A 25,246-nucleotide genomic window follows, 5' to 3' on the forward strand; every position below is an offset into this window, starting at 1 on the left:
TTTTCACCTCAATAGACAAATCCGAGAAGCTCGCCACCGATCCCGTCCTTGCGTGCCTGGTTATGGGTCAGAACACCCTTGGAGGTTGAGAGGATCAGAAGTCCGAAGTTCTTTCCTGGCAGGTACCGGGTCTCCCAGTATTCAAGCTCATCAAGCCCTACCGAGTACCGTGGGGTGATTGCACCGCACTTGTTGATCCTGCCGGAGAGGTGGACACGGAACTGGCCGCCCCTCTTATCATCGATCGTATCGAACGAGCCGATATATCCTGCGTCCTGCATGATCCGAAGCATTGCGCCGAGCAGCTTGCTCGAGGGCTCAAGGGTGCATTCTGGCTTGCCGCAGTCCCCTGCGTTCTTCAGGGCGCTCATCGCATCAGCGATTGTATTCTGTCTTGACATTCTGCGTTCACCTCAATTCATCTTCTTGAAACCCATCTTCTGAGCCCATTCGCGGAAGCACTGCCTGCAGAACATGATATGGTACCTGCGCACAAGCCCCTGTTTCCGTCCGCATAACTTGCACTCGTTTGCACCGCGGCCATACACCTTCTTCTGTTCTCCAGCCATCACTGCACCTCCACGGATAACTGCTCACGGACAAATGCAATCGCATCGTCCTTTGTGACACGCTGCTTGTTGGGCAGCTTCTTCTGCTCGATATGTCTGCGGGCAATTCTGATACCCGGGCGTTCGAGGACCACGTTGATATCCATCCCGTAGATACCGATCTTCGGGTCATAGGACATGCCCGGGTAATCGGTGTGCTCCTCGATACCGAACGAGAAGTTCCCGTTCTTGTCGAACTGGCTTGCATCGAGGGTCTTTTCAAGGATCGAGAGCGAGGTCTCGAGGAAGGTCCGGGCCACATCGCCCCGAAGGGTTACCTTGCAGCCGATTGGAGCGCCTTTCCTGACATTGAATGCAGGCTGAGTCTTCTTTGCGATCGTCCGGACCGGGTTCTGGCCGGTGATCGCTCGCATGATCTCCTCACCCTTGACCAGCCGCTCACCACTCTCACCGACGCCCATGTGGACGACCAGTTTGTTGATGGCTGGCAGGCGTAACGGGTTCTGCCGCTGGGTCACTCTTCAATCCCCCATTCAGCGATTGCCGGGGTTTCGCGCCCGACCATGTAGATATACGAGTCGATCGTGTCGAACTGGGTGCCGGTTCCGACCTCTTCGAGGATGACCGTGTTCGGAGTCGAGCCCATCACGGTCGTGATCGTCAGGATCTTCCCGATCTTACCCGAGTGCCGGCCGCCGATCACCATCGCCATGTTCCCTTCTTTGTACGGGAAGTGCTCGATGACTGCAAACCGCTGTTCTGGCTCAAGCGAGAGAACCAGGGAGTCCTTTGGTGAGCATGCCTCTTCTGTCAGCACATTCGCACCATAGGTCAGGTTCACCTGGGTCTTTCCGCCGGCCACGATCGTCTTGTTCTGAACCTTGCAGAGCCGGCTCTTGGCAGCCTCTGCATCGATCTCAATGGCGACCAGTCTGCCGTTCTTGGCGAGCAGAATCCGGTAATATTTTCCCATCTTTGGGATCGCAATGATGTCGAAGATCCCGATCCCCATCTTTGGGTCTCTGCATGGCCTGCCGTTGACGATGACAGAGCGCTCGTTTAAGATCTGCTTGACCTCTTTTAAGGTCTGGGCGAATCCCATCGTATCACGGAGCCAGACCCCGATTGGGAGCGCCTGTCCGTTGTGGGGCCCTGGTGCGGTCTTTGAGATGAACGTTTTCGTCTTCTTTGCGATATGCCACGCACGGGGTGCGACAAGTCTCTTCAGATGTTCAGACATTATGCTACCTCCCCGAGTTTCGCGGCTCTGCGCGGATCCTTCAGGTTCAGTTTTGTGATCTGCACATTGGACGGGTCCACCTTACGTGGCACTTCTGTCCCGTCTGCCTTTTTGACTGAGACCCCGTGCACAATGATCTTATAGGTTCTGGTGTCCACACCATCGACCACGCCCTCTTCGCCGACAAAGTCGCCGCGGAGCACCTTGACGGTATCCCCGGTGACCACACGAACGGTTCTTGTGCCGCCGTACTTCTCCCGCAGTGCAGGAGCGAGCGGCGCGCCGAGCATCGTGCTGCGCTGGTGCTGGGTGGCATCATAGCGTGCTTTCCGCTGCTTTCTTGGCTGTTTACTTGCAATCCGTACCATCACTACCACCTTTAGATGATGATCGTCGCCATCGATCCAAGCTTGGGGAACCGTTCTGCGACTTCACGGGCCACCGGGCCCTTGATCTCAGTTCCCTTCGGCTCGTTCTTCTCGTTCACGAGCACCATCGCGTTGTCCTCAAAGGAGACGCGAAGCCCGTTCGGCCTTCTGATCTCCTTCTTCTGTCTGATCACGACGGCCTTCTCGAGCTTTCTCCTCATATCTGGAGTGCCCTTCTTGACAGAAACCGTGGCAAGGTCGCCCATTCCCATCTTCGGCTGCCGTCTGCGGACCCCATGAAAGCGGTCCACAGAGACGACCTGAACAAGGCGGGCCCCGGTGTTGTCGACACAGGCCATTCTGGTTCCTGTGCAGAGTGACCGCGGTATTGTCGACTGTTTCGCCTTCATGGCTTCTGCACCTCAACAACGACGAAGTTGGTGCTCTTGCTGATGGGACGGCACTCTGCAATCTTCACAATGTCCCCGACCTTCACCTGGAGGCATGGGGGGTTGTGCGCATGCAGCTTCGAGCTCCGCTTCTCATAACGCTTGTACTTTCGTACGTAGTGGAGGAAGTCCCGTCCCACCACGATCGTGCCAAGCATTCTGTCGCTCACGACTTTGCCGGTGATCACCTGGCCGCGCACCGACAAATTGCCATGAAACGGACAATTTACATCCTGGCACTCCTCTACAGGAGGCTGGACGTTTAATCCAATATTTCTCGCCATTTTTGTATCCTCTACTTCTTCAACCGGATATTGATCCTTCTTTCAGGCTGTACCGCCAGAACCTTCCCCATCACATCCACGCGAGCCCCATCTGGGAGCGTAAACCGGAAGACCGTGCCGACCTTCTGCACCCGTTTCACCCCACCCCTAGTGAGGATGACGAGCAGATTCCTGGTCTCATCGATGATCTGGCCGCAAATTTTGGTGTGGAGGGGATTGTATGCATCGACCACCAGAACGTGTAAGCCAGTCAGTTCATGACTGACCACGTTCCGGGGCGTTATCACGCAGTTCTCCTGTGGTTCTGTTCGGTCATCAGACGAGCAATCGTGCGCTTCAGTTCCTTGATATGTCCAGGGTTCTCTGTAGCACCGCCTGCGCTGACCTTGCCGTTGTGCTTGATCAGCTCAAGCTGGAGTTTGCTCATCTGTTCGGTCAGCTCGACATCGGTGAGCTGGGCGACTTCACGAGCGCGGAAGATTGCCATTCACTGCACCTCGCCGTACTCATCCGGAGTGTTCGCGAGTTCTGCATCGATCTCCTCGCCAATGTCGACGACCGCGATCTCTTCCTGTTCTGCAGGAAGCTCGGGTCTCTTCACATCGAGGATCTCGAACTGGTCAGGGAGCTTGGCATCCGGCGGGATGATCTTGACCTGCACACCGATGGTACCGAGCTTCTTGATTGCGATTGCATACCCCTTCTCGACGATCGTGATGCTGGGCTCACCAGAGTGCTTGATGTAGCCCTCGGTGAACTTCTGGACCCGTGCCCGGGCGCCAGTCAGCTTGCCGGAGAGGACGACCTCACACCCGAGTGCACCGGACTCCATCACACGGCGGACCACGTTGGATCCTGCCTTTCTGAAGTACCAGCCGCGCTCGAGCGCATTGGCCAGCCGCTCTGCCATGATCTGAGCGTTGTAGTTGGGGTTCTGCACCTGCTGAACCTCGATCTGCGGGGACTCGATCCCGTAGGTGGTTGCAAGGTCCTGAGTCAGCTGCCTGACAACCTTTCCACCCTTCCCGATCACAATACCGGGCTTCTCTGCATAGATCGTGACCTGCGTACCGAGGGGGGTGCGGGCGATGTCCATGCCGCCGTATCCTGCCCTCTTCAGGTCCCGGAGCAGAAACCGCTCGACACGGACCTTGCGGACGCCTTCAGCGACGAACTTTCTCTCGACTGCCATTCACTCCACCTCTCTTACAATGATCTCAAGGTTCACAGACTCTCTCCTCTTCGGAGTCGCCCTGCCCATCGCACGGGGGAAGAACGCGTTCTGTCCACGGCCGCGGTTGGCGGTCACATGGATGATCTCGAGTTTCTCACCGTCGAGGCCGCTGTACTCGGCGTTCTTTCTGACCGATTCCAGCATCTTCAGGTAACCCTTGGAGGCTTTGACCGGGAACCGGCCGGCATCCCACTTGTCCAGTCCGCGCTTATGCGCCACGTTCCGATTGAACGTCTTGAACGGGATGGCCTTCTTTAATGCGACGACCTGGTTCAGATATGCGATCGCTTCGTCCACCTTCTTGTGTCTGATGAACTTGGCGATCTCGATCGCATGTTTTGGTGAACAGGGGAGCTCGTTTGCCTTCGCTTTGGCAATGTTCTCCCCTTCGACCGCCTTTGAATATGCTATTCGTGCTGCCATCTTCATCACTTCAGGGGTACGAACTTACTCGACCTGGTTGCACCGATACCGGCTGTTCCGTGTGCGACACGCCTTCTGGTCAGGGCGAACTCGCCAAGGTAGTGGAAGACCGACTCTGGCTGGAGTTCAACTTTCATGAACTCCTTACCAGAGTAGATCTCGATCTCCTTGCCGATCATCTCGGGGAGGACGATCATGGACCGGAGATGGGTCCTGATCTGTGCATCCCCTGCTCTGACCTTACCGAGCAGATGCTCTTCATCTCTGGAGAGGCCACGGACGATCTTTCTGCGTGCCCGCGAGGGCATCACAGGGAGGAGATCGTTCATCGCCATCGCCTGCAGTTCTTCTATACGGTAGCCGTGATAGGTAAACTCCTCACGCCGTCGCGGCAACCTCTTCTGCGTTTTCTTCGCCATTTAGCTCACCTCTTCCTTCTTCCAGTTCTGCGTGCAGCAACTGAACCAACCTTTCTTCCTGGCGAAGTGCCACGGGATACCGTCTTCGGACGTCCAGTGTGCTGATGCCCACCGCCACCAAACGGATGGTCGATGACGTTCATCGCAACACCTCTGACCCGAGGCCAGTAGGTTGCCTGTGACTTCATCTTGTGGAACTTCTTACCTGCCTTAACAAACGGCTTCTCACCACGTCCACCACCTGCTACGACACCAACCGTGGCAAGGCAGCGGCTGTTGAACCACTTCATCTTGCCTGACGGCATCTTCACGCCGACACGGTCGATGGTCTTGTCGATGATGATCGCCTGCACACCGCTCGCCCGGACGAACTTGCCGCCGTCACCTGGACGTGCTTCGATGTTGCAGATGTATGACCCGGTCGGGATCTTGCTGATCGGCATGGTGTTGCCGTTCTTGACCTCGGCCTCCGGGCCCCAGGCCACCTGATCGCCGACACCGAGCCCCTCAGTGACCAGCAGATAGACCTTCTTGCCTTCTCCTTCGAGCCTGACCAGTGCGATCGGGGTGTGCCGGGCAGGGTCGTGCTCGATATCGATGATGACGCCACGGACGGTGACCTTGTCATTACCGAGATGCTTCAGCTCTGCCTTGTACTGGTGTGAGGGTGCGCGATAGGTCGGGCCCCCCCGGCCACGGTTCTGCGTCTTTATTCGATGTCCCATCTAGCTCACCTTACATAATCCCCAGCCGGCTGAGGATCTCTTCAGCGGCCTTCTGGTCAGCAAAACTCACGATAGCCTTCTTGTGGCCCTTTGTGGTCATCAGTGTCTTCACTGTGGTCACGTCATGGCCGAAGAATTTCTCGATCTCACGTTTGATCTGGGGCTTTGTTGCCTCTTTGCGAACGAGGAACTGGAGTTTGCTCTGGGACTCCAGGGTCATCATCGCCTTTTCTGTTACAAACGGGTACTTCAGGATCATCGTCTCTCACCAAGCCAGTTGAGTGCGCCCTGCGTCCAGACGGTCAACCGTCCTGCCTGTGCACCCGGTGCCAGCAGTTCGGTGTTCAGTGCGTTCACCGATACCGCGTCGACCCCGGCCAGGTTCGCTGCTGCTGCGAGCGGCTCTTCCCTGGTCACGATCAGCAGGCTCTTGCGCTGCTTGTATCTGCGGCCACGGAGTTTTCCCCGCCCTGCTCTGACCTTCTTTGAGGCCTTGGAGCGTTCGACATCTGCATAGACGCCGGCTGCGGTCAGTGCCGTGATGATCTCGGAGGTCTTGGTCAGCCCCTCAAAGGCGTCCTCAAAGATAATCTGGCATGCACCCTCGAACTGGTGCCCGCGTGCGCGAACAAGGTCTTCACAGACGCTTGCTGCAATTGCCGAGCGGAACGCCTTCTGTTTCTCTTTCTTATTGATATCCCGGATCAGGATCTTCTCTACCTTCGGTGGATGGGCTGCCCGACCACCCTTTGCCTGGGGGACCTTGGCTGCACGTGAACCGTTCTTCAGCCTCGGTACATGTGAGGCACCACGTCCGCTACCCCAGCCGACTGCCGACGAGCAGATACCTGCATAGGGATTGGTCCCATGCGGCTGCCTGCGGGTGGACTGGAGTGCAACCACTGCCTTCCTGATCAGATCTGGGCGGTACGCTTCCGCAAAGACTGCAGGAAGCTCGATCTCTTCAGCGACACCGCCATCAAGTCTTATAATCTGTGCTTTCATCTCAGATCATCCCTGCTTGCTCTGTGCACTCACAAACTCGATTGCGGGTACGCGTGCATGATGCTCTCCTTTCCGAACTGCTGGCCGAATCCTGATCAAACGCTTGACCGGTCCAGGCACAGAGCCCTTGATCATCACATACGGATTCCGGAGCAGACCATAATGGAGGAAACCGCCTGCCGGTGTGACATCTGCTCCATTCTCGCCGATCTTTAAGATCCGCTTGTTGAAGTCGGTCCGCTGCTGGTATCCCATCTGACCCATCTGCGGGACCTGCCACCTGACATGGTGGGGGTTCCATGGACCAAGGTTACCGATGTGCCGCTTCTTACCGCCGCGGGAGTGCTTCCTCTTCCGGAGCATGATCCCCCAGCGCTTGACTGGACCCTGGGTTCCCTTTCCGGTGGTGATCGCGGTCACATCGGCATATTCGCCGGCCCCGATCACATCTGCGAGGTTCACTTCATTGCCGATGATGGACTGGGCGAACTCGACCTTCTGCTCGAGCGTCCCGCCACCGATACAGACCTCCATCAGTTCAGGAACCTTCTTTGGAACACCGGTCATGGTTTCAGGCTGCGTGTACATCAGGGCATGCAGTTCTGTAACCATCCCTGCTGCAACAGCCTCGGAGAGGGCCTTGAAGCCTGCTTCCTCGCTGTATTTCTTCGGGAGGGTGATCCTGCGTCCGAGCACCGCGCTCAGCTGCTCTGTCCAGACCTCGGTCAGTGCCCGCTTTCCATAGGTGTCCGCAGTATATGCACGGATGGCTGCTACCTTCATCGGTGGGATCTCGATGATCGTCACCGGGACCATAATGTCCTTACCTTCGGTAGGGCTGTTCTTATGGTCATCGACCATGATCACGTGCGTCATTCCCACCTTGTACCCTGCAAAACTCTGGAGGATTGGCTCTCCATCGCGGGCAGGCCAAGAGTGATACTTTGGAACCTGGCTCTTTGCACGCTTGCGAGGACTGTATGCAAGTGATCCTCTACGTGGCCTGTGTATATTTGCCATGTCTTAATCAATCCTTCTCTGCGTTTGTTGATGCTTACCGATGGGACGATGCCTCATCGTAAACCCGAGATTGAGCAGTGCACTTCGCTTGAGGATTATGCCAGTCCGGGGCGATCTGCCACCTTCTGCAGGGGGCAGGACCGTCCTTTCATGGTGAGCATCTTCTGGAGTGCGCCAGAATGTACCTGTCTCGCGAATAGATCCTGAACAGGACAATCTCCTGCAGAGTGCAGGAACGGGCTCGTTGCACGAACGTCCACCCACTGTCCTTCAGATCCAGCTTCTGTCAGCCCGTTGTGATCGCTCACAACTCCTCTCGGCATTCCCGGCCATCGGGGCCGGGTGCGACCGTATGAGAGAACCCCGGCAGAGCGCGGATTTTGTGGGGGGACCGATGAAGACCGAGTCTCCCCATGCAAAGCCCTATGCTCGCAGGGATCCAGGTTTCCAAAGCGCTAACGGCTTAGGTTCCCTGCATCCCATGCAGAGGCCCTTCATACAGGTGTCTTTATATTAGCACAGATTCGGATATAAATATGTGGGACTTAATTCCTGGATTCCGCAAGGATCAGGTGCCGGGCGAATCTTTAAGTCAGCTCTTCTCAATAGGGGGGATCAGAGTGATTACGCATGAAAGAGGGAATCGGCCACAGGTTTATGAGAGAGACGGCAGGGGACGATCTGAGACCCTCAGACCAGTCGATGGGACTTCCCCAACCCCTGCTCGAACTCCCGTATGATGAGAAGGGACGGATCATACGGCTGCCCAATCCTGACTCACTCGCTGTACCGGACCTCGACCTCTGGACAGCGATCAATATCCGGACCACGGTCAGGGAGTATACCTCCACGCCGCTGACCCTCGACGAACTCTCCTTCCTGCTCTGGACGACCCAGGGGATCAAGGGTATCGTCAACGGGGAGTACACCTTCAGGACGGTCCCGTCCGCCGGTGCCAGACATGCGATCGAGACCAACCTGATGCTGAACCGTGTCGAGGGGGTGACGCCGGGACTCTATCGGTACCTGGCACAGGACCACCAGCTCCTCGAGATCTCGACCGAGCCGGATCTCTTCGACAAGGTCACCGAGGCCTGTTATGGTCAGCCTTTCATCCGGACGAGTGCGGCCACCTTCCTCTGGACTGCCGTCGTCTACCGGATGACCTGGCGATATGGCGAACGGGGATACCGGTACCTGCACCTGGATGCAGGGCATATCTGCCAGAACCTGTACCTGGCCGCAGAAGCGATCGGGGCCGGCGTCTGTGCGATCGGTGCCTTTGATGATGACCGGATCAACCGTCTGCTCGGCCTCGACGGGGCAGAACTGTCGGTGATCTACGCGGCAACGATCGGAAAAAGAAGCTGATATTTGTCACCAGGGATGCTGGCCGATCACCGTCGGGTTATCGGGGTCCCGCGTCCATCCGGAGAACGATCCTTCGTACATCTTCACATGTGGATAGCCAAGGCAGTACCGCAGGATGAGGAAGAGGGAGGTGGCAGTCCGGCCGGTGCCGCACGAGCAGATGACCGTCCGGTCAGGCGTCGCGCAGTGGTCGCACAGAAGCGTCCTGATCTCGTCGACGGGGAGGAGCAGCATCGGGTTCCCCGGGGCCATCAGCGACTGCCAGGGAATGTTGACGGCGCCGGGGATGTGTCCGGCCCGGACCCAGGCCCCCTCCCCTTCATACACGGCGGCCGGCCTGGTATCGATCACCACCACGTCGTCGCGGTCCTTGACCGTCGTGAACTCCGAGTACTCCAGAAAAAAGTCCTGCTGCAGGTCGACCGTGAACGAGGAAGGGGCAGTGGACCCGAAGTCCCGCGCCAGCGGCCGGCCTTCATCAGCCCATGCTTCGAGGCCGCCGTTCAACAGGCAGACATGCTTCACCCCGTACCGGGCCAGGGTATAGGCAACCAGCGCCTGCCCGGCCCCGTCATTCTGGAATGTCCCACAGGGAGAACGCACCCCCCTGCTCCCGTAGACGATCACCGGTCCAGACCTGGAGACGCCCAGATTTCTGATCACGCCCTCTGCCACCCCGGGAGGAAGCCAGCTGGCCGGATGCCCCCCCAGGTGCATTCGGAAGAGGTTCTCATGCGCATAGACCGCGCCCGGGATATGCCCCCTGATGTATTCATGGACATCCGGCTGTGTATCGATGATCAGTACCCGGTCCCCGATGCGGTCCTGCAGCCATGCCGGCGATATCCACTGCACCGGCTTATCGCCCGCAGGATAACGTGCTGTTCCCTCCATTCCATCTCCTCCGACACCCCCGACCGGGGGCAGACCGGAAATTGCGTGTTGAGAGGGATATACCTATGGCTGAAGAGGATATGGCCGGAACACGGGGAACCAGACGGTCAACCATGCAGGAATAAAAAAAATTCACAAAAGCAAGAGGATGGGCTCGTCGAGATTCGAACTCGAGACCTCCGCCATGTCAAGGCGACGTCATAACCAACTAGACCACGAGCCCCAGTGTGCGTGGTGCTCGATAATATTGAACTGGCGAGTATAAAAAAATTCGTATTCCTTCCCGGGACGATCCCTACGAACCGTCCCGGAAATGGTGCTCATATCCTGGCGAACTTCGCCGTGAAGATGCCGGGCATCGACCGGATCTCGTCCATCGCTTCGTCGGAGACCTCGCTGTCGACGTTCAAGACCATGATCGCCTCCTCGCCCGGCCGGATCCTGCCGACCTGCATCCCGGCGATATTCACCTCGCAGCGCCCGAGAATCGTCGAGGCCCTGCCGATCACGCCGGGCTTGTCCAGGTGCTTGGAGATGACCACGAAGCCGGTCGGGTCGAGGTCCATGGTATACCCGCCGATCGCGACGATCCGGGAGCGTGCCTTCGAGAAGACCGACCCGCTGATCGTCTCCTCGCCCTTGTCCGTCCGGACCTTGATGGTGATCAGGTTCTTGAACCCGTGCGACTCCTGGGTGACCGTCTGGCTGACCACGATCCCGCGCTCGTGGGCGACGAACTCGGCATTCACGATGTTCACCGGCAGGTGGAGCAGGCGGTCGAGGATACCCTTCAGGGCCATCCGGGTGATGAACCGGGTGTTGCTGTTCCGCTCCACAAACTCCCCGCCATAGATCACATCGATCGCTTCGAGCCGGCCTTCGACCAGTTGCATCAGCAGCCGGCCCATCTTTTCGGCCAGCACCGCGAACGGCTCGACGTACTCCTGCTGGTCTGCAGGGATCATCGGCGCGTTCACCGCACTCTTCGCCGAACCGCCAGAGAGGACCGAGAGGCACTGCTTCGCGACCGAGATCGCCACATTGACCTGCGCCTCGACAGTGCTCGCCCCGAGGTGCGGGGTCATGATCACCTGATCCAGTTCGGTCAATGGCGAATCGGTCGGCGGCTCGTGCTCGTAGACATCGAGCGCGGCCCCGCCGATCTTGCCGGAGACCAGGCCGCGGTAGAGCGCCTCTTCATCGATGATCCCGCCCCGGGCGCAGTTGATGATCCTGACCCCGTCCTTCATCGTGGCGATCGAGGCGTCGTTGATGATATGGGTGGTCTCCTTCATCAGCGGCGTGTGGACGGTGATGAAGTCCGCGACGGTGAAAAGTTCAGCCATCGTCATGATCTCGACCCCGATCTCGGCGGCCTTCTCCTTGGAGATGAACGGGTCGTAGGCGACGATGCGCATGTTCATCGCGGTCGCACGCTTGGCGACCTCTTTCCCGATCCGCCCGAATCCGACGACCCCGAGAACCTTCTCGTTCACCTCGATGCCGGTGAACTTGGACCGCTTCCACTCGCGGCGCTTGACCGATGCATTGGCCTGCGGGATGTTCCGTGCCAGGGCCATCATCATCGCGACCGTGTGCTCGGTTGCGGCGAGCGTGTTCCCCTCGGGGGCGTTGGCGACGATGATCCCCTGCCTGGTCGCAGCGTCGGTATCGATATTGTCGACGCCGACACCGGCCCGGCCGATGAACTTCAGACGTGTTCCCGCCTCGATCACCTTTGCAGTGACCTGTGTTCCGCTCCGCACCAGCAGGGCGTCATACTGATCGATGATGGCGATCAGCTGGTCTTCGGGAAGCCCGGTCTTCACATCCACCTCGACCTGATCGCGCAGGATGGTCAGACCCTCCTCAGCCAGCGGGTCACTCACAAGTACTCGATAGTTCACAATAATCCCCATACTGTATAGGGCCCGTACTTAATCAGTATTGTTAAAAAGGGAGATAGACCAGCTCACCGGGACCTGCGCCGGGATGCCAGTTCGTCGAGCACCAGGGAGAGGTCGACATCGGCAGCGTTCAGCGCGACCAGCATGTGAAAGAGCAGATCGGCCGCCTCCTCTGCAATCCGGCCGGACTCGCCATTCTTCACGGCGAGGATGAACTCGGTCGCCTCTTCGCCGACCTTCTCGAGTGGTTTGTCGATCCCTTTCCGGTGAGAGAGGAGGGAGTTCACATACGATTCCTCTACCGGGTGGAGGCGCCGATCGACGATCACATCCCAGAGCTCAGCGATCAGATCGGTGTCGGTCATACTGCATCCTCCTCAAGGAGTACCTCGCCGATATCCATGTTAAAGAATCGTTTGCAGAGTATACGAGCTTTTTCCACGTTACATCCCCCTTTCCCGATGGCGATCCCGAGATCAGAGCGCCTCCTCACAAGCAGGTTCACCTGGCCGCCCTCGCCGTCCTCATCGAGACGGGCGATCTCGGCGGGGCGGACGATGTTGGAGAGGAACGTGAAGGGGACCTCGTCGTACTCGACCATCTCGAGCCGTCTGCCGAGCACTTTCTGCAGCCGGCGGATATTCTCCCCCTTCTTGCCGATGGCCAGCCCCATATCCCCCGTCCGTATCACATAGATGACCCGGTCGAAACGTTCGTCGATCACACAGTCGAGCGCTGTCGATCTGGTCAGAATACGGAGTTCCTCGATATACCGCCGCTCCTTGAATCCTAGGGTACGCTCCATGTTCTTCTTAAAGTATACACGGCGGGAGGATTAAATATACCCAAATCTTCGCCGGTTCCCGCTCCCCGAAGACTCCGGAAAAACCGGAGAAGGCCGGATCCCGGTGCGGCCGGCTTGATAGCTTCAATTCATCGCTTGAATGGTCCTGGATCCGGACCCGGATGAGTAATAGGGGGTCATACCAGGGCCACAAGCCCTGCCAGATCGACCTGTTTCTCGAAGGTCTCGAGGTCGGCACGCTGGGGGGAGGTGACGGCGATCACCACCATATACCGGTCATTGACGGCGATCATCACGCTGTACTGGTCGGGTTTGAGGTAGGTCTCCCAGGCCGGGTACCCGGCGACCGTGACCTTCCGCAGGTAAGCGTCCCCGGAATCAGAGGGTTTGAAGGAGTCGAAAGCCTCCCGAGCCCCGGCCGTTGCATTGGCCGAGTCCTGGATCATGACATCGGCCGTCACCGCAGGGTTGTTGTTCATCATGTACGCACCGGAGACGAAGGTCACACTCGGCTTCCCTGCAGCGTCGGGGATCTGTCCGCCAAGCGGTTCCTGGGTCACATTCCAGCCGGCAGGCGCCGCTGGCAGAAACGGTTTGAGCGCCTCGACCGTCTGCAACTGCCCGATGACCACCGGTTTTTCCGAGGAGGTGCAGCCCGCGGTCATGCATACAGAGATCAGCATCAGCATCAGCGCGATATACCCTACTGGTCGGAGATGACCGGTCATACAACAGTCTCCATACAGAGAGGCTTTGATTGCGAACAGTTAAAGATTGTGATGAAGAGCCGCGGGATCGGGTTGAGAAAAAAAGAGTGCCTGCCTGATCACTTCAGGGCTGCGAGTCCCTGATAGTTGATCGAGCCGGTCAATGTATCGAAGTCAGTCCGGCTGCCGCCGTTGACGGCGACATAGATCATGAACCGATCCCCGACAGAGACCCAGCTCGCATACCGGTCAGGGGCCTCGTAGATCTCCCAGGCCGGGTTCCCCTTCACCTCGACCTTCTTCGAGTAGGCCTGGGTCCCCTCCGATGCAGTCAGATTCTCCCAGAGCCCGCGGAAACCAACCTTGGCACCGCCGGTGTCCTGGATAATCACCTCTGCAGTGCTGCTGTTGTTGGCCGCATTCGTGTACGATCCCGATACCGCGGAGTACGAGATGCCCTGGTTGTTGTCATTCATCGTATATCCGAAGGGTTCGCTCTCGTTCACCCAGTTCTGTGGTGCCGGCGGGATGAACGGGATCAGGACCGATGGATCGACCGTCTTTATCGAGGTGTTCACCGGAACCCCTTTATCCGACTGCCCGGACGGTGCCTGGGTGCATCCTGCGATCATGCAGGCCCCTGCGAGGAGGAGCACCAGCAGCACGGGCAGGCAGCATCCTTTCCATTGTATATTCTGACTCATCTGATTGATCTCCCGGTGTAGCATACGATGGAGATCAACATAAACTATTCTTCCCGGGCAGGTGCTGGCAGGACACCTATTTCCGGGCTGACAAGCAATAGTTCTGGTATAGACGGAATAACCGGCAGATATGCCCTGCTCAGAGGGCTGCTTCTTCTCTGTACAGTGCTTGCTGCAGGATGCACATCGCTGGAGGGTCAGGTCGGATCTGCTTCGCAGGCCGGCCAGGTACAGACACCGGGCACGACGCCGGCAGTTCAGGCCACCCTCGCCGATGAACAGTCGCTCGACGGCCTCGGGCAGATGGTGCAGGATCTGGCCAGAGACTGGAAGGTGGAGTCGTACTCAGGGACCGACACCTCGGCCACGGCGACGCTGATCAACAGTGCCGGAGACCGGGCCACGCTGACGGCGACCCTGTTCCAGACTGCGACCGAGGCGCATGCCGCCTACCTGGGGATACAGGAGCGGGCGAGCCAGTACCGGCTTTCAGATCAGACCCTTGCCGACGAGGGGTATGGTTACACCGAAAAGAACGTTGCAGAGGCCGGCGCCCGGAGTAAAGACCTGGTGATGCAGGTCACGTACCATGCCAGCAACGGCCAGGCGACCCTCGATCAGGCCGTCGGCATCGCCAGGCAGATGGTGGCCGCGCTCGCGTGAAGAGAGGGCCGCCCGATCAGAGGGACCACCTATTAACCGGGACGGGAGAATACTGCTGAAGCGTTATGGATACCCTCCTCTCGATCATCGCGATCCTGGTACTGGCAAAGGTGCTCGGCGAGCTGGTGGAGCGGGCCGGGTACCCGGTCCTGATCGGTGAGATCGCAGCAGGGGTGATCCTCGGCCCCTCGCTCCTCGGCCTGGTCGCGCACGATCAGGTGATCGAGACCCTCTCGACGATCGGGGTGATCATGCTCCTCTTTGTCATCGGGTGCCAGATGAACCTGAAGCTCTTCGTCTCTTCGACAGCGCGGATGGTGGTGACTGCGGTGACAGCCTCTGCAGTCCCGATCTGCGCCGGCTTTCTGATCGGGACACTGCTGCACCAGCCGCTCATCCTCTCGTTTTATATCGCGATCATCCTCTCGATCACCTCGGTCGGGATCGTGGTCCCGACGCTGGTCGGTCTGAACAGGTTCAACACCGAGATCGGGACCACGATCATCGGGGTCGCCGTCCTCGACGACCTGATCGCACTGACTCTGTACGGTATCTTCTCCTCGATGGCAGCAGGGAACGGGATCAGTTCCACCGACCTGCTGGTCTCGGTCGGGATCAGCCTCCTCTTCATCATCGGGATGGCCACCGTCGGCCGGTTTCTGATCAGGCGGATCTTCGCCCTGTCATCCCGCGCCTCCTCCCACGAGGTCTCGTATGCCGTCGCCCTGATCCTTGCGATCACCGGGGCCCTCCTCTCCCATATCGCAGGGCTCAACTACGTGATCGGGGCTTTCCTGGCCGGCCTCCTCCTCGGGGATCTGATCCGGGTCGACCGTCAGCTCTTCGATTCCCTGACAGACTCGGCGTTCGGCTTCTTTGTCACCCTCTTCTTCGCATCGGTCGGGCTGGTGCTGGAGATCACCCCGCAGAACCTCGTCTCTCCCCTGATCGTTCCGATGCTGCTGACCGCGATCGGGGCCAAGATCCTCGGCGGGTATCTCGGCTCGATCTGGTTCTTCAAAGACGTAAAATCGGCTCTCCTTGTCGGGATAGGACTCTGCCCGAAGGGAGACCTCCCGCTGGCGATCGGAAAATACGCCCTGCTGGCCGGGCTGATCTCAAACGAGCTCTACACCACCACCGTGCTGACGGTGGTCGCCACGATCGTCATCACCCCGGCGCTGCTGAAGCAGGGGTTCAAACGTTCTGCTGAGCCGGCACCCCCGGGATAGATTCACGGGGAGGTGTTCCCGCCCAGGACGTGTCCCTTATTGATGAGGAACTTCACAATATCAGCGAACTCCACGATCCCGGTCAGGTGTCCCTGCTGATCGGTGATGATCGTATAGGGATACCGATAGTGCTCCATCATCTCGAGCGCCCGGACCAGCGGTTCTGTTCCGTGCATGATCACCGGCACCGGGGCCATCAGGTCCCCGGCCACCCGGGCGTTTGACTTGATCAGCCGGTCGAGACTCAGGTATTTTCTTCCGCTCCCGATCCCGATCGTCGGGCTGATCGCGGAGAGCAGGTCGAACGAGGTGATCACCCCGAGCACGCTCCCTCCGGCGTCGGTGACGATCAGATGGGTGTGTCCCCGTTTGCGAAACCATGAGAAGATCTCGGTCACGGGCGTCTCGGGGGTGACCTTCAGCACGGTCTCGCGCATGATCTCGCTGACCGGGGTCAGTGCCAGGTCGGACTGCACTGCTTCAGCTCCATTCATGGATCTCTGATTCTGCGTCAGTCGCTATCAAACTGCCGCAGGACGGTAAGAAAAAAAGAGGACCTGAACCGAGGTTCAGACCTTGATCGTGGTGTTGTTCTGTGCTTCTGCTGGGGTGGTGTTCTCCACCGGGGTGGTGGTCTCCACCGAGGCGGTCAGGACGGCCTGATCGGGGATACCAGTCGATGCCCCGCGGGTGAAGTCCATGAACCGGACGTTCATGCGGTTCTCAGGGAAGCTCAGCTTCAGCCAGTGTCTGCCTTCAGGCATCTGCACGGTTGTGGTGATGGTCTGGTACTTATCGAACGAGCCGGTCGACGGGACCGTCACGGTCGCCAGCGGTGTGCTGCTCCCTTCGAGCGAGAGGACGATATGCTTGTCCGTGCTGTCAGGGTTCGATGCCCTGATGGCCACCGTGTAGGTTCCTGCGGTGTCGATCTGGACCGAGTAGACCAGCCACTCGCCACCGACGACATAGCCGATGTTGTAGCCGGCATCCGCCTGGCTGTACTCTATGTCCACGCCGTCTGAACGGAGCTTGCCGCCGAGGTTGGCCGTGGTGGTGTCATGGTATGCAACCCCTTCACCGCCGTTGTCATAGGAGTATGACTCGACATGCCCTGGGACCATGCTGATCATATAGTAGGGGGTCGAGAGCGGGGTGCCGGTCGGCTGGACCGTCGTCGTGACGGTCGGGGTCGGCTGGGCGGTCGTTGCTGTCGTGGTCACGGTTGGCTGTGCGGTCGTTGCCGTGGTGGTCACCGTCGGGGTCGGCTGCGAGCAGGTCCCGAGGGTGATATAGTCGAGGTTCATCCGTGAGAGACCGAAGGTCACCTTCAGGATGTTTCTGCCCTGTTCGAGGTGGATAGTCCCTGCAGCCGTGGCGTCGACATAGGTGTCGAACGAACCGGTCGAAGGTACCGTGACGGTGGTCGCAGCGTTGCCGACGGTCACCGTTGCCTGCTTTGCCTGGGCGTCGGGGTTGGCGACCCTGAGGGTGACCGTGTAGTCGCCGTCGGCTGCTGCATCGACAGAGTAGACGAGGTACTCGCCGTTGATGACCCAGCCGACATCGTAGCCGCTTCCGCCTGCTTCGATATCGACGTCATCCTGCCGGTATGCCTTTCCGGCATTGCCGGCGGTGGTGTCCATATAGCCGACACTCGATCCGCCGAGGTCATAGTCCTCCGCCTGGATCACACCAGGAGCGTTGTGCGGTCCATTGTATGGCTGCTGACCGCCGGGTGTGGCGGTCGTCGTGGTGGTCGTTGTCGTTACGACCGTCGTCGTGGTGGTGGTCGTGGGGGTTGCCGGCACGGTCACCTGGATCGTCTTCACCGACGAGCCCATCGCATTGGTTGCGGTCAACGTGATCGTGTAGGTTCCGGCCTGCCAGTAGGTGTACCGGAAGTTCCGATAGGCCGTGGTCGTGCCGTCGCCGAGGTCGTACTTCACCGAGGTCGCATCCACCGAAGCGTCGATGATCTGGATGCCCATCGAACTCGGGGTGGTGAGGGTGAAGTCAGGCACCGGGTATCCGGGCGTGACCGTGACGGTCGGAACGACGGTGGTCGTCGTTGGGATGGTCGTGGTCGCCGTGGTCGTGGAGATGGTTGGAGCACCGCCGACGGTCACTGTCACCTGCTTGGTGGCGGTCTGTCCGCCCGCACTGGTCGCGGTCTGGGTGATCGTGTAGGTGCCGGCGGTGACGTAATAGTAGGAGAGCACCGGAACGGGCACTGCCATATTCTTGGTGGAGACGCCGTTGCCGAGGTCGTACCTGATCGTCGTCGCGTTCACCGACTTATCGGTGATCTTGACCAGGTTGCTGCCTGCCGTGGTCGCCACCTGGAAGTCCGCAGTCAGGGCACCGGGTGTAACAGTGACCGTCGCGGTTGGCGTAACGGTCGGGGTGGTAGGCGTTACTGTTGGCGTCGTAGGCGTAACGGTTGGGGTGGTAGGCGTTACTGTTGGCGTCGTAGGTGTGACCGTCGGGGTCGTTGTCGGTGCTGCCACAACCGTTATGGTCACCGTCTTGTTCGTGGACCCGGTCGGGTTGGTCGCGGTCTGGGTCAGCGTGAAGGTGCCGACTGTGGTGTAGGTGTAGGAGAGGACTCCGCCCGGAGCGGTTGCGCCGGTAGAGGTGCCGTCCCCGAGGTTGTACTTGACCGTGGTCGCATTCACCGATGCATCGGTGATCTTGATGGTCAGCGGTGCTGTCCCATTGATCTTGTCGACTGAGAAGTCAGCGACCGGGGGCTGCACGGTCGGGGTCGGGGTCACCGTCGTAGGCGTGGTCGGGGTCCCGACAGTCAGCTGGCCGGCAGGGGTCGTGACGGCGTAATTATTGACGTCCGTATCCTGAACCACATAGGTTGGAGGGGAGACGGTCACCGTGATCGGCGTCGTTCCGATTGCAGTGCCCTTTACGGTCAGCGTGGCGAGAAGAATATTCTTATCCGTTGGCGTGACATGGGCTTTTGTAAGATCTCCTCCCCGAATCACCACACTCGTAGCCGGGAGTGCAGAATTCAGGTTCAGTCCCAGCCAAGATGGGAACGAGCAGCCTGTGATCGTTGCAACATCCGGATTCGTGAGAGCGACCTGGATCTTGTAATAGGCAAACCCGTTGGGTGCCTCATCCATGATAATAGGAATGGTGGTCGTATTACCGGCAGTATCGATCTGATAGGTGCCGGTCGATATCGTGACTGCGAATGCCCCTGGTATCAGCAGGCATCCAGATAGTAGTATCAGAGCCAGGAGGAGGGCAGACCTCCGGAACTCTGTACGGCTCAGAATATTCATAGTAACATAACTCTCCTCTTCCTACATATAGATTATCACCATGTCCCTGAAGGAGAGATTTTTTTAAAACGGGGATTAAATTCCCCGAATTTATAATACTAACGTATATATCGACTACATCAGATTGAAGACCCTGACGATGTCATCGAAGTCGATCTGACCGTTTCCGTTGAAATCAAAGGCGGCGATCGGCTCGTTCTCGCCGATCCAATCCATCTGGTTGAAGAAGATCACCACGTCGTTGAAATCGAGGGCTCCGTTGCCGTTCAGGTCCTCGTACAGCCCGTCGTGATCGGTATCGGTCGGCAGCTTCGTCTGCCCATTCACCACCACTGGTTGCGGGATGCTGCCGATCGTCGACATATAGACGTGCGGGTTCATCCCCCGGTCGTCCACGTAGACGACCCGGTCTCCGTCGATCGACGCCGAGTACTGGTTCCCGGGGCCGTTTGTAAGCCGGGTGGCCTGGCGGGTCGTCAGGTCATACCGGTACAGATTGGAGGTGCCGGCCTGGTCGTCGACCCAGACGACCGTATTTCCCGAGATGACCGGGTAGTCCTGGTTGGTCGGAATCGGGGTCAGCCACTTCTTTATCCCGGTCGCCCGGTCATAGAGGAAGATCCCAGCATCGTTGCCGTTCACAAAATCCGCCCAGACCACCCGGCCGTTATCCACCGCCGGCGCCTTCGGGCCGGTATTCCCGTCGGTCACGGCGATCGGCTGCCCCCCGGCCGATATGCTGTACAGGTAGAGGATATTGGTCGTCCAGTCGATCCAGACCACATCGTCCCCGGAGATCGCCGGCTGCCACTGGGTCTTGGAGTCCTCGTTGAGCGAACTCCTCCGCTGGGTCTCCACGTTGTACATGTAGATGTTGTAGAACCCGTTCATACTGTCCATGTAGACGACCTTCGTCCCGTCGACCGCAGGCTGCTTCTGATAGTTCTCGTCCCCGCTCCAGCTGATCTGCCGTTCGGTCCGGGTCGTGAGATCATACAGATAGATCTCAGGGTTCACCCCGTGCCGGTAGTCCTCCCAGACGATCCAGTTCCCTGAGATCGAAGGGTTCTCCTGGTCGTTCAGATCGGTCGTGATACGGGTCTCGGTCTGGGTCGCCAGATTCCAGAGATAGATGTCCTCGTTCCCGTTCCGGTTGTCCTGCCAGACGATCCGGTCCCCGGAGATCGAAGGGTGCCCCTGAACGCTCTCCGAGGTCCCGATCTTCACCTCGCCCGCCCCTGCCGCGGGGCTGACCATCACCACCGTGCAGAGCACAACCAGCCAGAGGAGAACGATCCTGATCGCTCCTGCTCGTCTCAAAATCATGTATATCCCCTTCTTCCACCTGAGAGCAGCCGGCCACAGGGCAGGACTCTGCAGGGGAAGAGTTCACAGAATACTAATATAGCCTCGATCTATATCAACCGCGCTGAGCCGACACCGGTACGATCCCTTTTTTGGTATAGCCGGTGAATCTAATCTCTGATGACTCCGCTTGCAGTGATCCCGTTCCGGCCGATGAATCCCAAGTCCAGGCTGAGCGGGATCCTGACCAGGGAAGAGCGGGAACGGTTCGCCGCCGCGATGCTGACCGACGTCCTCGAGGCCGTGACTGCTGCAGGGTGCACGCCGCTCGTCCTCGCCACCACACCGTACTCCGTGGCCGGCGCTCGGGTCAGCGTCACCGACGCAGATCTGAGCACCGCGCTCAACACCCTCCTCGCCGACCAGGCCGGCCCGGTGCTGATCATGATGGCGGACATCCCGCTCGCCACAAAGGAAGCGGTCACCGCGGTGATCAGTTCCGGGGCCGACGTCGCGATCGTGCCGGGGCGGGGCGGCGGGACCAATGCGATCTTTCTGCAGCAGGGATCTTCCTTTTCGACCGACTACTATGGCCAGAGTTTTATGAAGCACTGCAGAATCGCAGAGGACCGAAACCTCTCGCTGGAGGTGATCGACTCGTTCCGACTGTATGTGGACATCGACGAGGAGGACGACCTGGTCGACCTGCTGATCCATGGCACCGGGGAGAGCGCGGCCCTGCTCAGGTCGTTCGGATTCCAGCCGGTCAGTATGAAGGGCAGGGTCAGCGTCACCCGCCCCTCACCCTGATAGAGCCCCGGCTCACCAGCATTTTTTTATTACCCAAGGCCCTTGGTATCCCTGCGTGCCAGTGATCAGGATGACAACACCAGTTCGAGGGATGATGTGGAGCATATCATAGAGGTGCAGCACTTAAGTCACCAGTTCGGGGACTTTGTGGCGGTGGACGATATCAGTTTCTCGGTGGAGAAGGGGGAGATCTTCTCATTCCTGGGACCGAACGGGGCCGGGAAGAGCACCGTGATCAATGTCCTGACCACACTCCTTCGGCTGCAGCAGGGATCGGTCACCATCGCAGGCTATAACCTGGCCAGAGACCCGGTGCAGGTCAGGAAGTCGATAGGGATCGTCTTCCAGCAGGAGACCCTGGACCGGGACATGACGGTCTGGGAGACGCTCGAGTTTCATGGGAGGCTGTACGGGCTCGAGCGGGCGGACCGTCGGGAGCGGACCGAAAAACTGCTCACCCTAGTCGAACTGGAGATGAAACGGGACGACCTGACCAGGAACCTGAGCGGCGGGATGAAGCGCCGGCTGGAGATCGCCCGCGGGCTGATGACCAGGCCGGCGGTCCTCTTCCTGGACGAACCGACGATCGGCCTGGACCCGCAGACCCGGACCAGGATGTGGGAGTACCTCCGCGAGGTGAACGAGGAGGGGACCACCATCTTTCTGACCACCCATTACATGGACGAGGCCGACCAGCTCAGCAACCATATCGATATCATCGACCACGGCAAGGTCATCATCTCGGGAAGGTCCTGGGAACTGAAGAACACCCTCGGCCAGGACATGTTTTTCATCGAGACCACGGACAATGAGAGGGCCGCCCGGATCGTCGGAGAGAGCCCGAGTGTCCGTGAGGTGAAGAAGAAGGGAAAGGGGCTGCTGGTGATGATCACCGAGGACGGCACCCGGCTGCTGCCGGGGATCCTCGAATCACTGCAGAAAGAGGGGATCCGGTTGACCGCCGTGAACCTGAAAAAACCGTCGATGGACGATGTCTTCATGCACTACACCGGAAAGGACCTGCGCGACGAGGAACAGCCGAGATACCAGCCACAGGCACGAAGGGTGAGGAGGTGAACTGAAGATGGATACTGGATTCACAACCGTCTACTGGCGGGACATGCTCAGATTCGTCAGGTTCAAGGCCCTGCTGATCTCATCGCTGGTCCAGCCGGCCCTCTGGCTCGCGTTCTTCGGGGTCGCGATGTCCAGCAACTTCGACCGGCTGGCAGGGATGGCGCCGGCCTTCCCCGGGGTCGTCCAGGTCGGGTACATGACCTTCATCGCCGCTGGCGTGATCGCCATGACCACCCTCTTCACCAGCCTCTTCGGGGGGATCGTCCTCCTCTTCGACAAGAACTGGGGGCTGATGCGGGAGATCCTGGCATCCCCGATGAACCGGAACAACATCATCATCGGAATCGGCCTCTCAGGCGTCACCAAGTCGTTCATCCAGGCCATGGTGATCATGCTCTTCGGGCTGCTGCTCGGCGTGAAGTTCTTTGTCGGCTACACAGCCGTCCAGACGGTCTTCGCCGTGCTCGGGATCCTGCTCTTCGTCGGAGTCTTCGCCCTCGGGTTCCTCTTCCTCTCGGCGTTCATCTCGATGTCGATGGAGTCGCCGGAGGGGCTGCAGGGGGTCACCACGCTGATGACGATGCCGATCTTCTTCGCCTCCAACGCCCTCTACCCGATCGACGGGTTCCCGGAGATTCTCAAGCTCGTCTCTGCGGTCAACCCGCTGACCCACATGATCAACGGGATCCGGTACTTTGCGATCGGCGACAACTTCACGGCGATCGGCCTCCACTTCGTCTACACCCCGACGGACATCCTGATCTCATTCCTCGGGCTGATCGCCTTCGCCATCGCCACCTTCACCCTCGCCTGGTGGAAGTTCCGGGGAGCGGTCATCACCTGACCGGCCCCCTGTCACCCGGCAGGACGACCCGACGACCAGGTCCCGGAGCCGTTTCACCATATCCCCGGTCCGGCCCTGGATCGTCGCGGCACTCTTCTGCTGCAGGTTCATCCCGCAGTGAGCGATATCGTTGCGCAGGTCGGCGAGGATGATCCAGAGCGCGACCAGGTCCTCCTTCTGCTCGAGCCGGGCGAACCCGGCCGAGAGGGTGGTCCCCTCGTAAGGGTGGTGCCGGACCTCCAGCGCGGCCCCGGTGATCGTCCGTCCGATCTCATCCCGCACCTCCCAGACCAGCCACTGGTCCGGGTGATAGTCGAGCTCCAGGATCAGGTAGTTCAGGCACCACTCCCGGGCCAGGGTGACGGCCTGCATGAGCAGGTCGTGCCGGCACTGGTACTCGATCAGGTTCAGACCGATCGAGAGCGACTCCCAGCTGAGCAGGTCCGGCGAACCGCCACGCCCCATCGCGGTCGCCTCCTGCAACCGGTCCATCGCCGGCGCCAGCGGTGGAATCAGCTGGTGCACCTCGGCGGTCACCTCGGCGTAGTGCGTGGTCAGGATATCGGCGGCATGCATCACCTCCCGCGGACGCGAGAGCCGGACGGCCTGGGTGAAGAGGGAGAGGGCATGACCCCATGGTTTGAGACTGAGCGGATGCCCGGTCCCATCCCGGTAGGCTCTGTTCTGCACGATGCCCATCAGGGCCGCGAGGTCGGCTGCGTCGACATGCTGCGTGAACGCATGCACCCCCCGCATCCAGTCCAGGACCGCGACAAAGGCCGAAAGGTCCTGGACCAGCGCCTCTCCGCCGGGGCCGGGAGCAACCGAACAGACCCGCTCGACCTGCACTCCCTTCGTCTCGCGCAGGTACTGGACCGCCACGAAGGTGACGAACGCGAGAGGACGGCTGCCGGTGTTGATCTCCACGATCACCCGGTCGCCGGCGTCGACGGCACTGCAGAAGAGCGAGAAGACCGTCCAGAGGTCGGCCTCCGATTGACCGGCAGGGATCGCCTGCCATCGGACTGGAGTCCCGCCCGGAGAGGCGGGTGCAGGCCCTTCCCCCACCCCAAAGAGGACCACCCGGTCTGGCTCGAAGAACCGGACCAGGGCAGCATGGAGGTCTGCACAGGCACAGGTCCGGTCGCCCCATCGGTACACGGTACTGCTCCCGGGCTCTGACCCTGACCGGTCGATGAACGAGAGGAGGACGAGGGGGGCGGGGTTGTCGGCCATTCAGTCGTTCCGCGAGCACGGGACGCAGAGGAACCGGCCGTCCAGGTGAACCCCTTTCGGTTCGGCGACCAGCTCACCGCAGGTGTCACAGGGGCGGGACCGGTAGATCCTGGCCTCAGCCGGCGGCGTAACGACAGGACGGGTGATCAGGAAGATCCGGTCCGGGTCGATCGTCAGGATCGCAGTGCAGACGCCGGCCAGGTGCTCTTCGTAGAGGCCCTGGTCTGCGAGGGTGGCGTCCGCCCGCCTGGCCCGTTCCCGGAGGTCTCCAAACTGCGGATCGATCTGACCGGTCGAGAAGTCGGCCCTGGTGACGATCCTGACCGCGTCCCCGGTCGTTCTATTGATGAACGTGTACACATGCTTGCCGTAGTCGTGAAAGATCAGGTTCCCCTTTCCAAAGGTGCACCCGGTCACCACCTGCACCCCGTCGACCCCGCAGGCGTCGTTCTCGACGACCGTCACGATCTCCTCGTCCTCGGACCGCCGGGGGCCGAGCGCCGTCATGCCGAGGACGGCCGCCCGGTAGCCGAGCGCCAGTCCCGGACACAGGTGGCCATGGAAGGCGACCGCTTCTTCAAACGTGGGGAGGTGGGCTGGTGCGTGGTGATGCATACTCATGGAGAGAGATGGTCGATCCGGCCAGATAAAAG

Annotated in this window: 33 protein-coding genes and 1 tRNA gene; 6 read left to right on the forward strand and 28 right to left on the reverse strand. The window is 59.7% G+C overall.

Annotation, left to right across the window (positions count from 1 at the left end; all coding sequences use genetic code 11):
- Positions 1-8: 8 nt before the first annotated feature.
- From ACFKSJ_RS07150 to ACFKSJ_RS07225, 16 genes are read right to left on the reverse strand one after another with little or no spacing between them, the layout of a single operon-like run.
- Complete coding sequence (locus tag ACFKSJ_RS07150) at positions 9-401, reverse strand: 30S ribosomal protein S8 (protein WP_440949115.1); 393 nt, start codon at positions 399-401, stop codon at positions 9-11.
- 12 nt (positions 402-413) lie between these two features.
- Positions 414-569: a 30S ribosomal protein S14 gene (locus tag ACFKSJ_RS07155; protein WP_012617149.1), complete on the reverse strand. Its 156-nt coding sequence runs from the start codon at positions 567-569 to the stop codon at positions 414-416.
- Positions 569-1,087: a 50S ribosomal protein L5 gene (locus ACFKSJ_RS07160; protein WP_440949116.1), complete on the reverse strand. Its 519-nt coding sequence runs from the start codon at positions 1,085-1,087 to the stop codon at positions 569-571. The genes ACFKSJ_RS07155 and ACFKSJ_RS07160 overlap by 1 nt, the downstream gene beginning before the upstream one ends.
- On the reverse strand, positions 1,084-1,809 hold the full coding sequence (locus ACFKSJ_RS07165) for a 30S ribosomal protein S4e (protein WP_440949117.1): 726 nt from the start codon (positions 1,807-1,809) through the stop codon (positions 1,084-1,086). The genes ACFKSJ_RS07160 and ACFKSJ_RS07165 overlap by 4 nt, the downstream gene beginning before the upstream one ends.
- Positions 1,809-2,177, reverse strand: coding sequence for a 50S ribosomal protein L24 (gene rplX, locus ACFKSJ_RS07170; protein ID WP_440949118.1), 369 nt, complete (start codon positions 2,175-2,177; stop codon positions 1,809-1,811). The genes ACFKSJ_RS07165 and rplX overlap by 1 nt, the downstream gene beginning before the upstream one ends.
- A gap of 11 nt (positions 2,178-2,188) precedes the next feature.
- On the reverse strand, positions 2,189-2,587 hold the full coding sequence (locus tag ACFKSJ_RS07175) for a 50S ribosomal protein L14 (protein ID WP_440949119.1): 399 nt from the start codon (positions 2,585-2,587) through the stop codon (positions 2,189-2,191).
- Positions 2,584-2,910, reverse strand: coding sequence for a 30S ribosomal protein S17 (locus ACFKSJ_RS07180; RefSeq protein WP_440949120.1), 327 nt, complete (start codon positions 2,908-2,910; stop codon positions 2,584-2,586). The genes ACFKSJ_RS07175 and ACFKSJ_RS07180 overlap by 4 nt, the downstream gene beginning before the upstream one ends.
- 11 nt (positions 2,911-2,921) lie before the next feature.
- Positions 2,922-3,197: a ribonuclease P protein component 1 gene (locus tag ACFKSJ_RS07185; RefSeq protein WP_440949121.1), complete on the reverse strand. Its 276-nt coding sequence runs from the start codon at positions 3,195-3,197 to the stop codon at positions 2,922-2,924.
- Positions 3,194-3,397, reverse strand: coding sequence for a 50S ribosomal protein L29 (gene rpmC, locus ACFKSJ_RS07190; RefSeq protein WP_440949122.1), 204 nt, complete (start codon positions 3,395-3,397; stop codon positions 3,194-3,196). Before rpmC ends, ACFKSJ_RS07185 begins: the two co-directional genes overlap by 4 nt.
- Positions 3,398-4,102, reverse strand: a complete 705-nt coding sequence (locus ACFKSJ_RS07195) for a 30S ribosomal protein S3 (protein WP_440949123.1) — start codon at positions 4,100-4,102, stop codon at positions 3,398-3,400.
- A complete protein-coding gene (locus ACFKSJ_RS07200) occupies positions 4,103-4,573 on the reverse strand; it encodes a 50S ribosomal protein L22 (protein WP_440949124.1) in 471 nt (156 codons plus the stop codon).
- Positions 4,573-4,986: a 30S ribosomal protein S19 gene (locus ACFKSJ_RS07205; RefSeq protein ID WP_440949125.1), complete on the reverse strand. Its 414-nt coding sequence runs from the start codon at positions 4,984-4,986 to the stop codon at positions 4,573-4,575. Before ACFKSJ_RS07205 ends, ACFKSJ_RS07200 begins: the two co-directional genes overlap by 1 nt.
- A 5-nt stretch (positions 4,987-4,991) precedes the next feature.
- Positions 4,992-5,711, reverse strand: coding sequence for a 50S ribosomal protein L2 (locus ACFKSJ_RS07210; RefSeq protein ID WP_440949126.1), 720 nt, complete (start codon positions 5,709-5,711; stop codon positions 4,992-4,994).
- A gap of 10 nt (positions 5,712-5,721) precedes the next feature.
- Positions 5,722-5,970 carry a 50S ribosomal protein L23 gene (locus tag ACFKSJ_RS07215; protein ID WP_440949127.1) on the reverse strand — a complete coding sequence of 83 codons (249 nt, stop codon included), beginning with the start codon at positions 5,968-5,970 and terminating at the stop codon, positions 5,722-5,724.
- Positions 5,967-6,716 carry a 50S ribosomal protein L4 gene (gene rpl4p / locus ACFKSJ_RS07220; RefSeq protein WP_440949128.1) on the reverse strand — a complete coding sequence of 250 codons (750 nt, stop codon included), beginning with the start codon at positions 6,714-6,716 and terminating at the stop codon, positions 5,967-5,969. The genes ACFKSJ_RS07215 and rpl4p overlap by 4 nt, the downstream gene beginning before the upstream one ends.
- Before the next feature lie 6 nt (positions 6,717-6,722).
- Entirely contained in the window at positions 6,723-7,736 is a 1,014-nt protein-coding gene (locus ACFKSJ_RS07225) for a 50S ribosomal protein L3 (protein WP_440949129.1), read from the reverse strand.
- 630 nt (positions 7,737-8,366) lie between these two features.
- Here ACFKSJ_RS07225 and ACFKSJ_RS07230 point away from each other — a divergent pair.
- Positions 8,367-9,107 carry a SagB/ThcOx family dehydrogenase gene (locus ACFKSJ_RS07230; protein ID WP_440949130.1) on the forward strand — a complete coding sequence of 247 codons (741 nt, stop codon included), beginning with the start codon at positions 8,367-8,369 and terminating at the stop codon, positions 9,105-9,107.
- A gap of 6 nt (positions 9,108-9,113) precedes the next feature.
- On the opposite strand, the gene ACFKSJ_RS07235 is transcribed toward ACFKSJ_RS07230, so the two are convergent.
- The 7 genes from ACFKSJ_RS07235 to ACFKSJ_RS07265 all read right to left on the reverse strand — a co-directional run bounded on the left by ACFKSJ_RS07235 (position 9,114) and on the right by ACFKSJ_RS07265 (position 14,124).
- Positions 9,114-10,001, reverse strand: coding sequence for a sulfurtransferase (locus ACFKSJ_RS07235; protein WP_440949131.1), 888 nt, complete (start codon positions 9,999-10,001; stop codon positions 9,114-9,116).
- A 149-nt stretch (positions 10,002-10,150) separates the two neighbouring features.
- A tRNA-Val gene (locus ACFKSJ_RS07240) sits at positions 10,151-10,224 on the reverse strand.
- A 97-nt stretch (positions 10,225-10,321) separates the two neighbouring features.
- Positions 10,322-11,920: a phosphoglycerate dehydrogenase gene (serA, locus tag ACFKSJ_RS07245; RefSeq protein ID WP_440949132.1), complete on the reverse strand. Its 1,599-nt coding sequence runs from the start codon at positions 11,918-11,920 to the stop codon at positions 10,322-10,324.
- A gap of 53 nt (positions 11,921-11,973) precedes the next feature.
- Complete coding sequence (gene hisE / locus ACFKSJ_RS07250; protein WP_440949133.1) at positions 11,974-12,273, reverse strand: phosphoribosyl-ATP diphosphatase; 300 nt, start codon at positions 12,271-12,273, stop codon at positions 11,974-11,976.
- The gene (locus tag ACFKSJ_RS07255; protein WP_440949134.1) at positions 12,270-12,713 is read right to left on the reverse strand and encodes a NusA-like transcription termination signal-binding factor; all 444 of its coding nucleotides are present in this window, start codon (positions 12,711-12,713) and stop codon (positions 12,270-12,272) included. The genes hisE and ACFKSJ_RS07255 overlap by 4 nt, the downstream gene beginning before the upstream one ends.
- A 176-nt stretch (positions 12,714-12,889) precedes the next feature.
- Positions 12,890-13,441: a hypothetical protein gene (locus ACFKSJ_RS07260; protein WP_440949135.1), complete on the reverse strand. Its 552-nt coding sequence runs from the start codon at positions 13,439-13,441 to the stop codon at positions 12,890-12,892.
- A gap of 98 nt (positions 13,442-13,539) precedes the next feature.
- Entirely contained in the window at positions 13,540-14,124 is a 585-nt protein-coding gene (locus tag ACFKSJ_RS07265) for a hypothetical protein (RefSeq protein ID WP_440949136.1), read from the reverse strand.
- A gap of 27 nt (positions 14,125-14,151) precedes the next feature.
- On the opposite strand from ACFKSJ_RS07265, the gene ACFKSJ_RS07270 reads away from it, so the two are divergent.
- Entirely contained in the window at positions 14,152-14,787 is a 636-nt protein-coding gene (locus ACFKSJ_RS07270; protein WP_440949137.1) for a hypothetical protein, read from the forward strand.
- 65 nt (positions 14,788-14,852) lie between these two features.
- Positions 14,853-16,019, forward strand: a complete 1,167-nt coding sequence (locus tag ACFKSJ_RS07275; RefSeq protein ID WP_440949138.1) for a cation:proton antiporter — start codon at positions 14,853-14,855, stop codon at positions 16,017-16,019.
- Between the two features lie 2 nt (positions 16,020-16,021).
- On the opposite strand, the gene ACFKSJ_RS07280 is transcribed toward ACFKSJ_RS07275, so the two are convergent.
- The 3 genes from ACFKSJ_RS07280 to ACFKSJ_RS07290 form a co-directional block, all read right to left on the reverse strand.
- Positions 16,022-16,513 carry a CBS domain-containing protein gene (locus ACFKSJ_RS07280; RefSeq protein ID WP_440949139.1) on the reverse strand — a complete coding sequence of 164 codons (492 nt, stop codon included), beginning with the start codon at positions 16,511-16,513 and terminating at the stop codon, positions 16,022-16,024.
- 75 nt (positions 16,514-16,588) lie between these two features.
- On the reverse strand, positions 16,589-19,321 hold the full coding sequence (locus ACFKSJ_RS07285) for a carbohydrate-binding protein (protein ID WP_440949140.1): 2,733 nt from the start codon (positions 19,319-19,321) through the stop codon (positions 16,589-16,591).
- Between the two features lie 114 nt (positions 19,322-19,435).
- Positions 19,436-20,647 carry a hypothetical protein gene (locus tag ACFKSJ_RS07290; RefSeq protein WP_440949141.1) on the reverse strand — a complete coding sequence of 404 codons (1,212 nt, stop codon included), beginning with the start codon at positions 20,645-20,647 and terminating at the stop codon, positions 19,436-19,438.
- A gap of 159 nt (positions 20,648-20,806) precedes the next feature.
- Between ACFKSJ_RS07290 and cofC the strand changes: the two genes are divergently transcribed.
- From cofC to ACFKSJ_RS07305, 3 genes are all read left to right on the forward strand, one after another.
- The gene (gene cofC, locus ACFKSJ_RS07295; RefSeq protein ID WP_440949142.1) at positions 20,807-21,436 is read left to right on the forward strand and encodes a 2-phospho-L-lactate guanylyltransferase; all 630 of its coding nucleotides are present in this window, start codon (positions 20,807-20,809) and stop codon (positions 21,434-21,436) included.
- 96 nt (positions 21,437-21,532) lie between these two features.
- Entirely contained in the window at positions 21,533-22,513 is a 981-nt protein-coding gene (locus ACFKSJ_RS07300; protein ID WP_440949143.1) for an ATP-binding cassette domain-containing protein, read from the forward strand.
- A gap of 7 nt (positions 22,514-22,520) precedes the next feature.
- The gene (locus tag ACFKSJ_RS07305) at positions 22,521-23,357 is read left to right on the forward strand and encodes an ABC transporter permease (RefSeq protein WP_440949144.1); all 837 of its coding nucleotides are present in this window, start codon (positions 22,521-22,523) and stop codon (positions 23,355-23,357) included.
- On the opposite strand, the gene ACFKSJ_RS07310 is transcribed toward ACFKSJ_RS07305, so the two are convergent.
- Positions 23,277-24,593, reverse strand: a complete 1,317-nt coding sequence (locus ACFKSJ_RS07310) for a hypothetical protein (protein ID WP_440949145.1) — start codon at positions 24,591-24,593, stop codon at positions 23,277-23,279. The genes ACFKSJ_RS07305 and ACFKSJ_RS07310 overlap by 81 nt on opposite strands.
- Positions 24,594-25,214, reverse strand: coding sequence for an FmdE family protein (locus ACFKSJ_RS07315; RefSeq protein WP_440949146.1), 621 nt, complete (start codon positions 25,212-25,214; stop codon positions 24,594-24,596).
- Positions 25,215-25,246: the final 32 nt, after the last annotated feature.

Origin of the sequence: Methanosphaerula subterraneus, assembly GCF_052055875.1 — an archaeon.
In the GTDB taxonomy this organism is placed as follows: domain Archaea; phylum Halobacteriota; class Methanomicrobia; order Methanomicrobiales; family Methanospirillaceae; genus Methanosphaerula; species Methanosphaerula subterraneus.

What these genes read in the sequence shown, in the direction of transcription:
- ACFKSJ_RS07150 (WP_440949115.1), bottom strand. Translation starts at nt 401, where the DNA reads ATGTCAAGACAGAATACAATCGCTGATGCGATGAGCGCCCTGAAGAAC.
- ACFKSJ_RS07155 (WP_012617149.1), bottom strand. Translation starts at nt 569, where the DNA reads ATGGCTGGAGAACAGAAGAAGGTGTATGGCCGCGGTGCAAACGAGTGC.
- ACFKSJ_RS07165 (WP_440949117.1), bottom strand. Translation starts at nt 1,809, where the DNA reads ATGTCTGAACATCTGAAGAGACTTGTCGCACCCCGTGCGTGGCATATC.
- rplX (WP_440949118.1), bottom strand. Translation starts at nt 2,177, where the DNA reads ATGGTACGGATTGCAAGTAAACAGCCAAGAAAGCAGCGGAAAGCACGC.
- ACFKSJ_RS07175 (WP_440949119.1), bottom strand. Translation starts at nt 2,587, where the DNA reads ATGAAGGCGAAACAGTCGACAATACCGCGGTCACTCTGCACAGGAACC.
- ACFKSJ_RS07180 (WP_440949120.1), bottom strand. Translation starts at nt 2,910, where the DNA reads ATGGCGAGAAATATTGGATTAAACGTCCAGCCTCCTGTAGAGGAGTGC.
- rpmC (WP_440949122.1), bottom strand. Translation starts at nt 3,397, where the DNA reads ATGGCAATCTTCCGCGCTCGTGAAGTCGCCCAGCTCACCGATGTCGAG.
- ACFKSJ_RS07195 (WP_440949123.1), bottom strand. Translation starts at nt 4,102, where the DNA reads ATGGCAGTCGAGAGAAAGTTCGTCGCTGAAGGCGTCCGCAAGGTCCGT.
- ACFKSJ_RS07200 (WP_440949124.1), bottom strand. Translation starts at nt 4,573, where the DNA reads ATGAAGATGGCAGCACGAATAGCATATTCAAAGGCGGTCGAAGGGGAG.
- ACFKSJ_RS07205 (WP_440949125.1), bottom strand. Translation starts at nt 4,986, where the DNA reads ATGGCGAAGAAAACGCAGAAGAGGTTGCCGCGACGGCGTGAGGAGTTT.
- ACFKSJ_RS07210 (WP_440949126.1), bottom strand. Translation starts at nt 5,711, where the DNA reads ATGGGACATCGAATAAAGACGCAGAACCGTGGCCGGGGGGGCCCGACC.
- ACFKSJ_RS07215 (WP_440949127.1), bottom strand. Translation starts at nt 5,970, where the DNA reads ATGATCCTGAAGTACCCGTTTGTAACAGAAAAGGCGATGATGACCCTG.
- rpl4p (WP_440949128.1), bottom strand. Translation starts at nt 6,716, where the DNA reads ATGAAAGCACAGATTATAAGACTTGATGGCGGTGTCGCTGAAGAGATC.
- ACFKSJ_RS07225 (WP_440949129.1), bottom strand. Translation starts at nt 7,736, where the DNA reads ATGGCAAATATACACAGGCCACGTAGAGGATCACTTGCATACAGTCCT.
- ACFKSJ_RS07230 (WP_440949130.1), top strand. Translation starts at nt 8,367, where the DNA reads ATGAAAGAGGGAATCGGCCACAGGTTTATGAGAGAGACGGCAGGGGAC.
- ACFKSJ_RS07235 (WP_440949131.1), bottom strand. Translation starts at nt 10,001, where the DNA reads ATGGAGGGAACAGCACGTTATCCTGCGGGCGATAAGCCGGTGCAGTGG.
- serA (WP_440949132.1), bottom strand. Translation starts at nt 11,920, where the DNA reads ATGGGGATTATTGTGAACTATCGAGTACTTGTGAGTGACCCGCTGGCT.
- hisE (WP_440949133.1), bottom strand. Translation starts at nt 12,273, where the DNA reads ATGACCGACACCGATCTGATCGCTGAGCTCTGGGATGTGATCGTCGAT.
- ACFKSJ_RS07255 (WP_440949134.1), bottom strand. Translation starts at nt 12,713, where the DNA reads ATGGAGCGTACCCTAGGATTCAAGGAGCGGCGGTATATCGAGGAACTC.
- ACFKSJ_RS07260 (WP_440949135.1), bottom strand. Translation starts at nt 13,441, where the DNA reads ATGACCGGTCATCTCCGACCAGTAGGGTATATCGCGCTGATGCTGATG.
- ACFKSJ_RS07265 (WP_440949136.1), bottom strand. Translation starts at nt 14,124, where the DNA reads ATGAGTCAGAATATACAATGGAAAGGATGCTGCCTGCCCGTGCTGCTG.
- ACFKSJ_RS07270 (WP_440949137.1), top strand. Translation starts at nt 14,152, where the DNA reads ATGGAGATCAACATAAACTATTCTTCCCGGGCAGGTGCTGGCAGGACA.
- ACFKSJ_RS07275 (WP_440949138.1), top strand. Translation starts at nt 14,853, where the DNA reads ATGGATACCCTCCTCTCGATCATCGCGATCCTGGTACTGGCAAAGGTG.
- ACFKSJ_RS07280 (WP_440949139.1), bottom strand. Translation starts at nt 16,513, where the DNA reads ATGAATGGAGCTGAAGCAGTGCAGTCCGACCTGGCACTGACCCCGGTC.
- ACFKSJ_RS07285 (WP_440949140.1), bottom strand. Translation starts at nt 19,321, where the DNA reads ATGAATATTCTGAGCCGTACAGAGTTCCGGAGGTCTGCCCTCCTCCTG.
- ACFKSJ_RS07290 (WP_440949141.1), bottom strand. Translation starts at nt 20,647, where the DNA reads ATGATTTTGAGACGAGCAGGAGCGATCAGGATCGTTCTCCTCTGGCTG.
- cofC (WP_440949142.1), top strand. Translation starts at nt 20,807, where the DNA reads ATGACTCCGCTTGCAGTGATCCCGTTCCGGCCGATGAATCCCAAGTCC.
- ACFKSJ_RS07305 (WP_440949144.1), top strand. Translation starts at nt 22,521, where the DNA reads ATGGATACTGGATTCACAACCGTCTACTGGCGGGACATGCTCAGATTC.
- ACFKSJ_RS07310 (WP_440949145.1), bottom strand. Translation starts at nt 24,593, where the DNA reads ATGGCCGACAACCCCGCCCCCCTCGTCCTCCTCTCGTTCATCGACCGG.
- ACFKSJ_RS07315 (WP_440949146.1), bottom strand. Translation starts at nt 25,214, where the DNA reads ATGAGTATGCATCACCACGCACCAGCCCACCTCCCCACGTTTGAAGAA.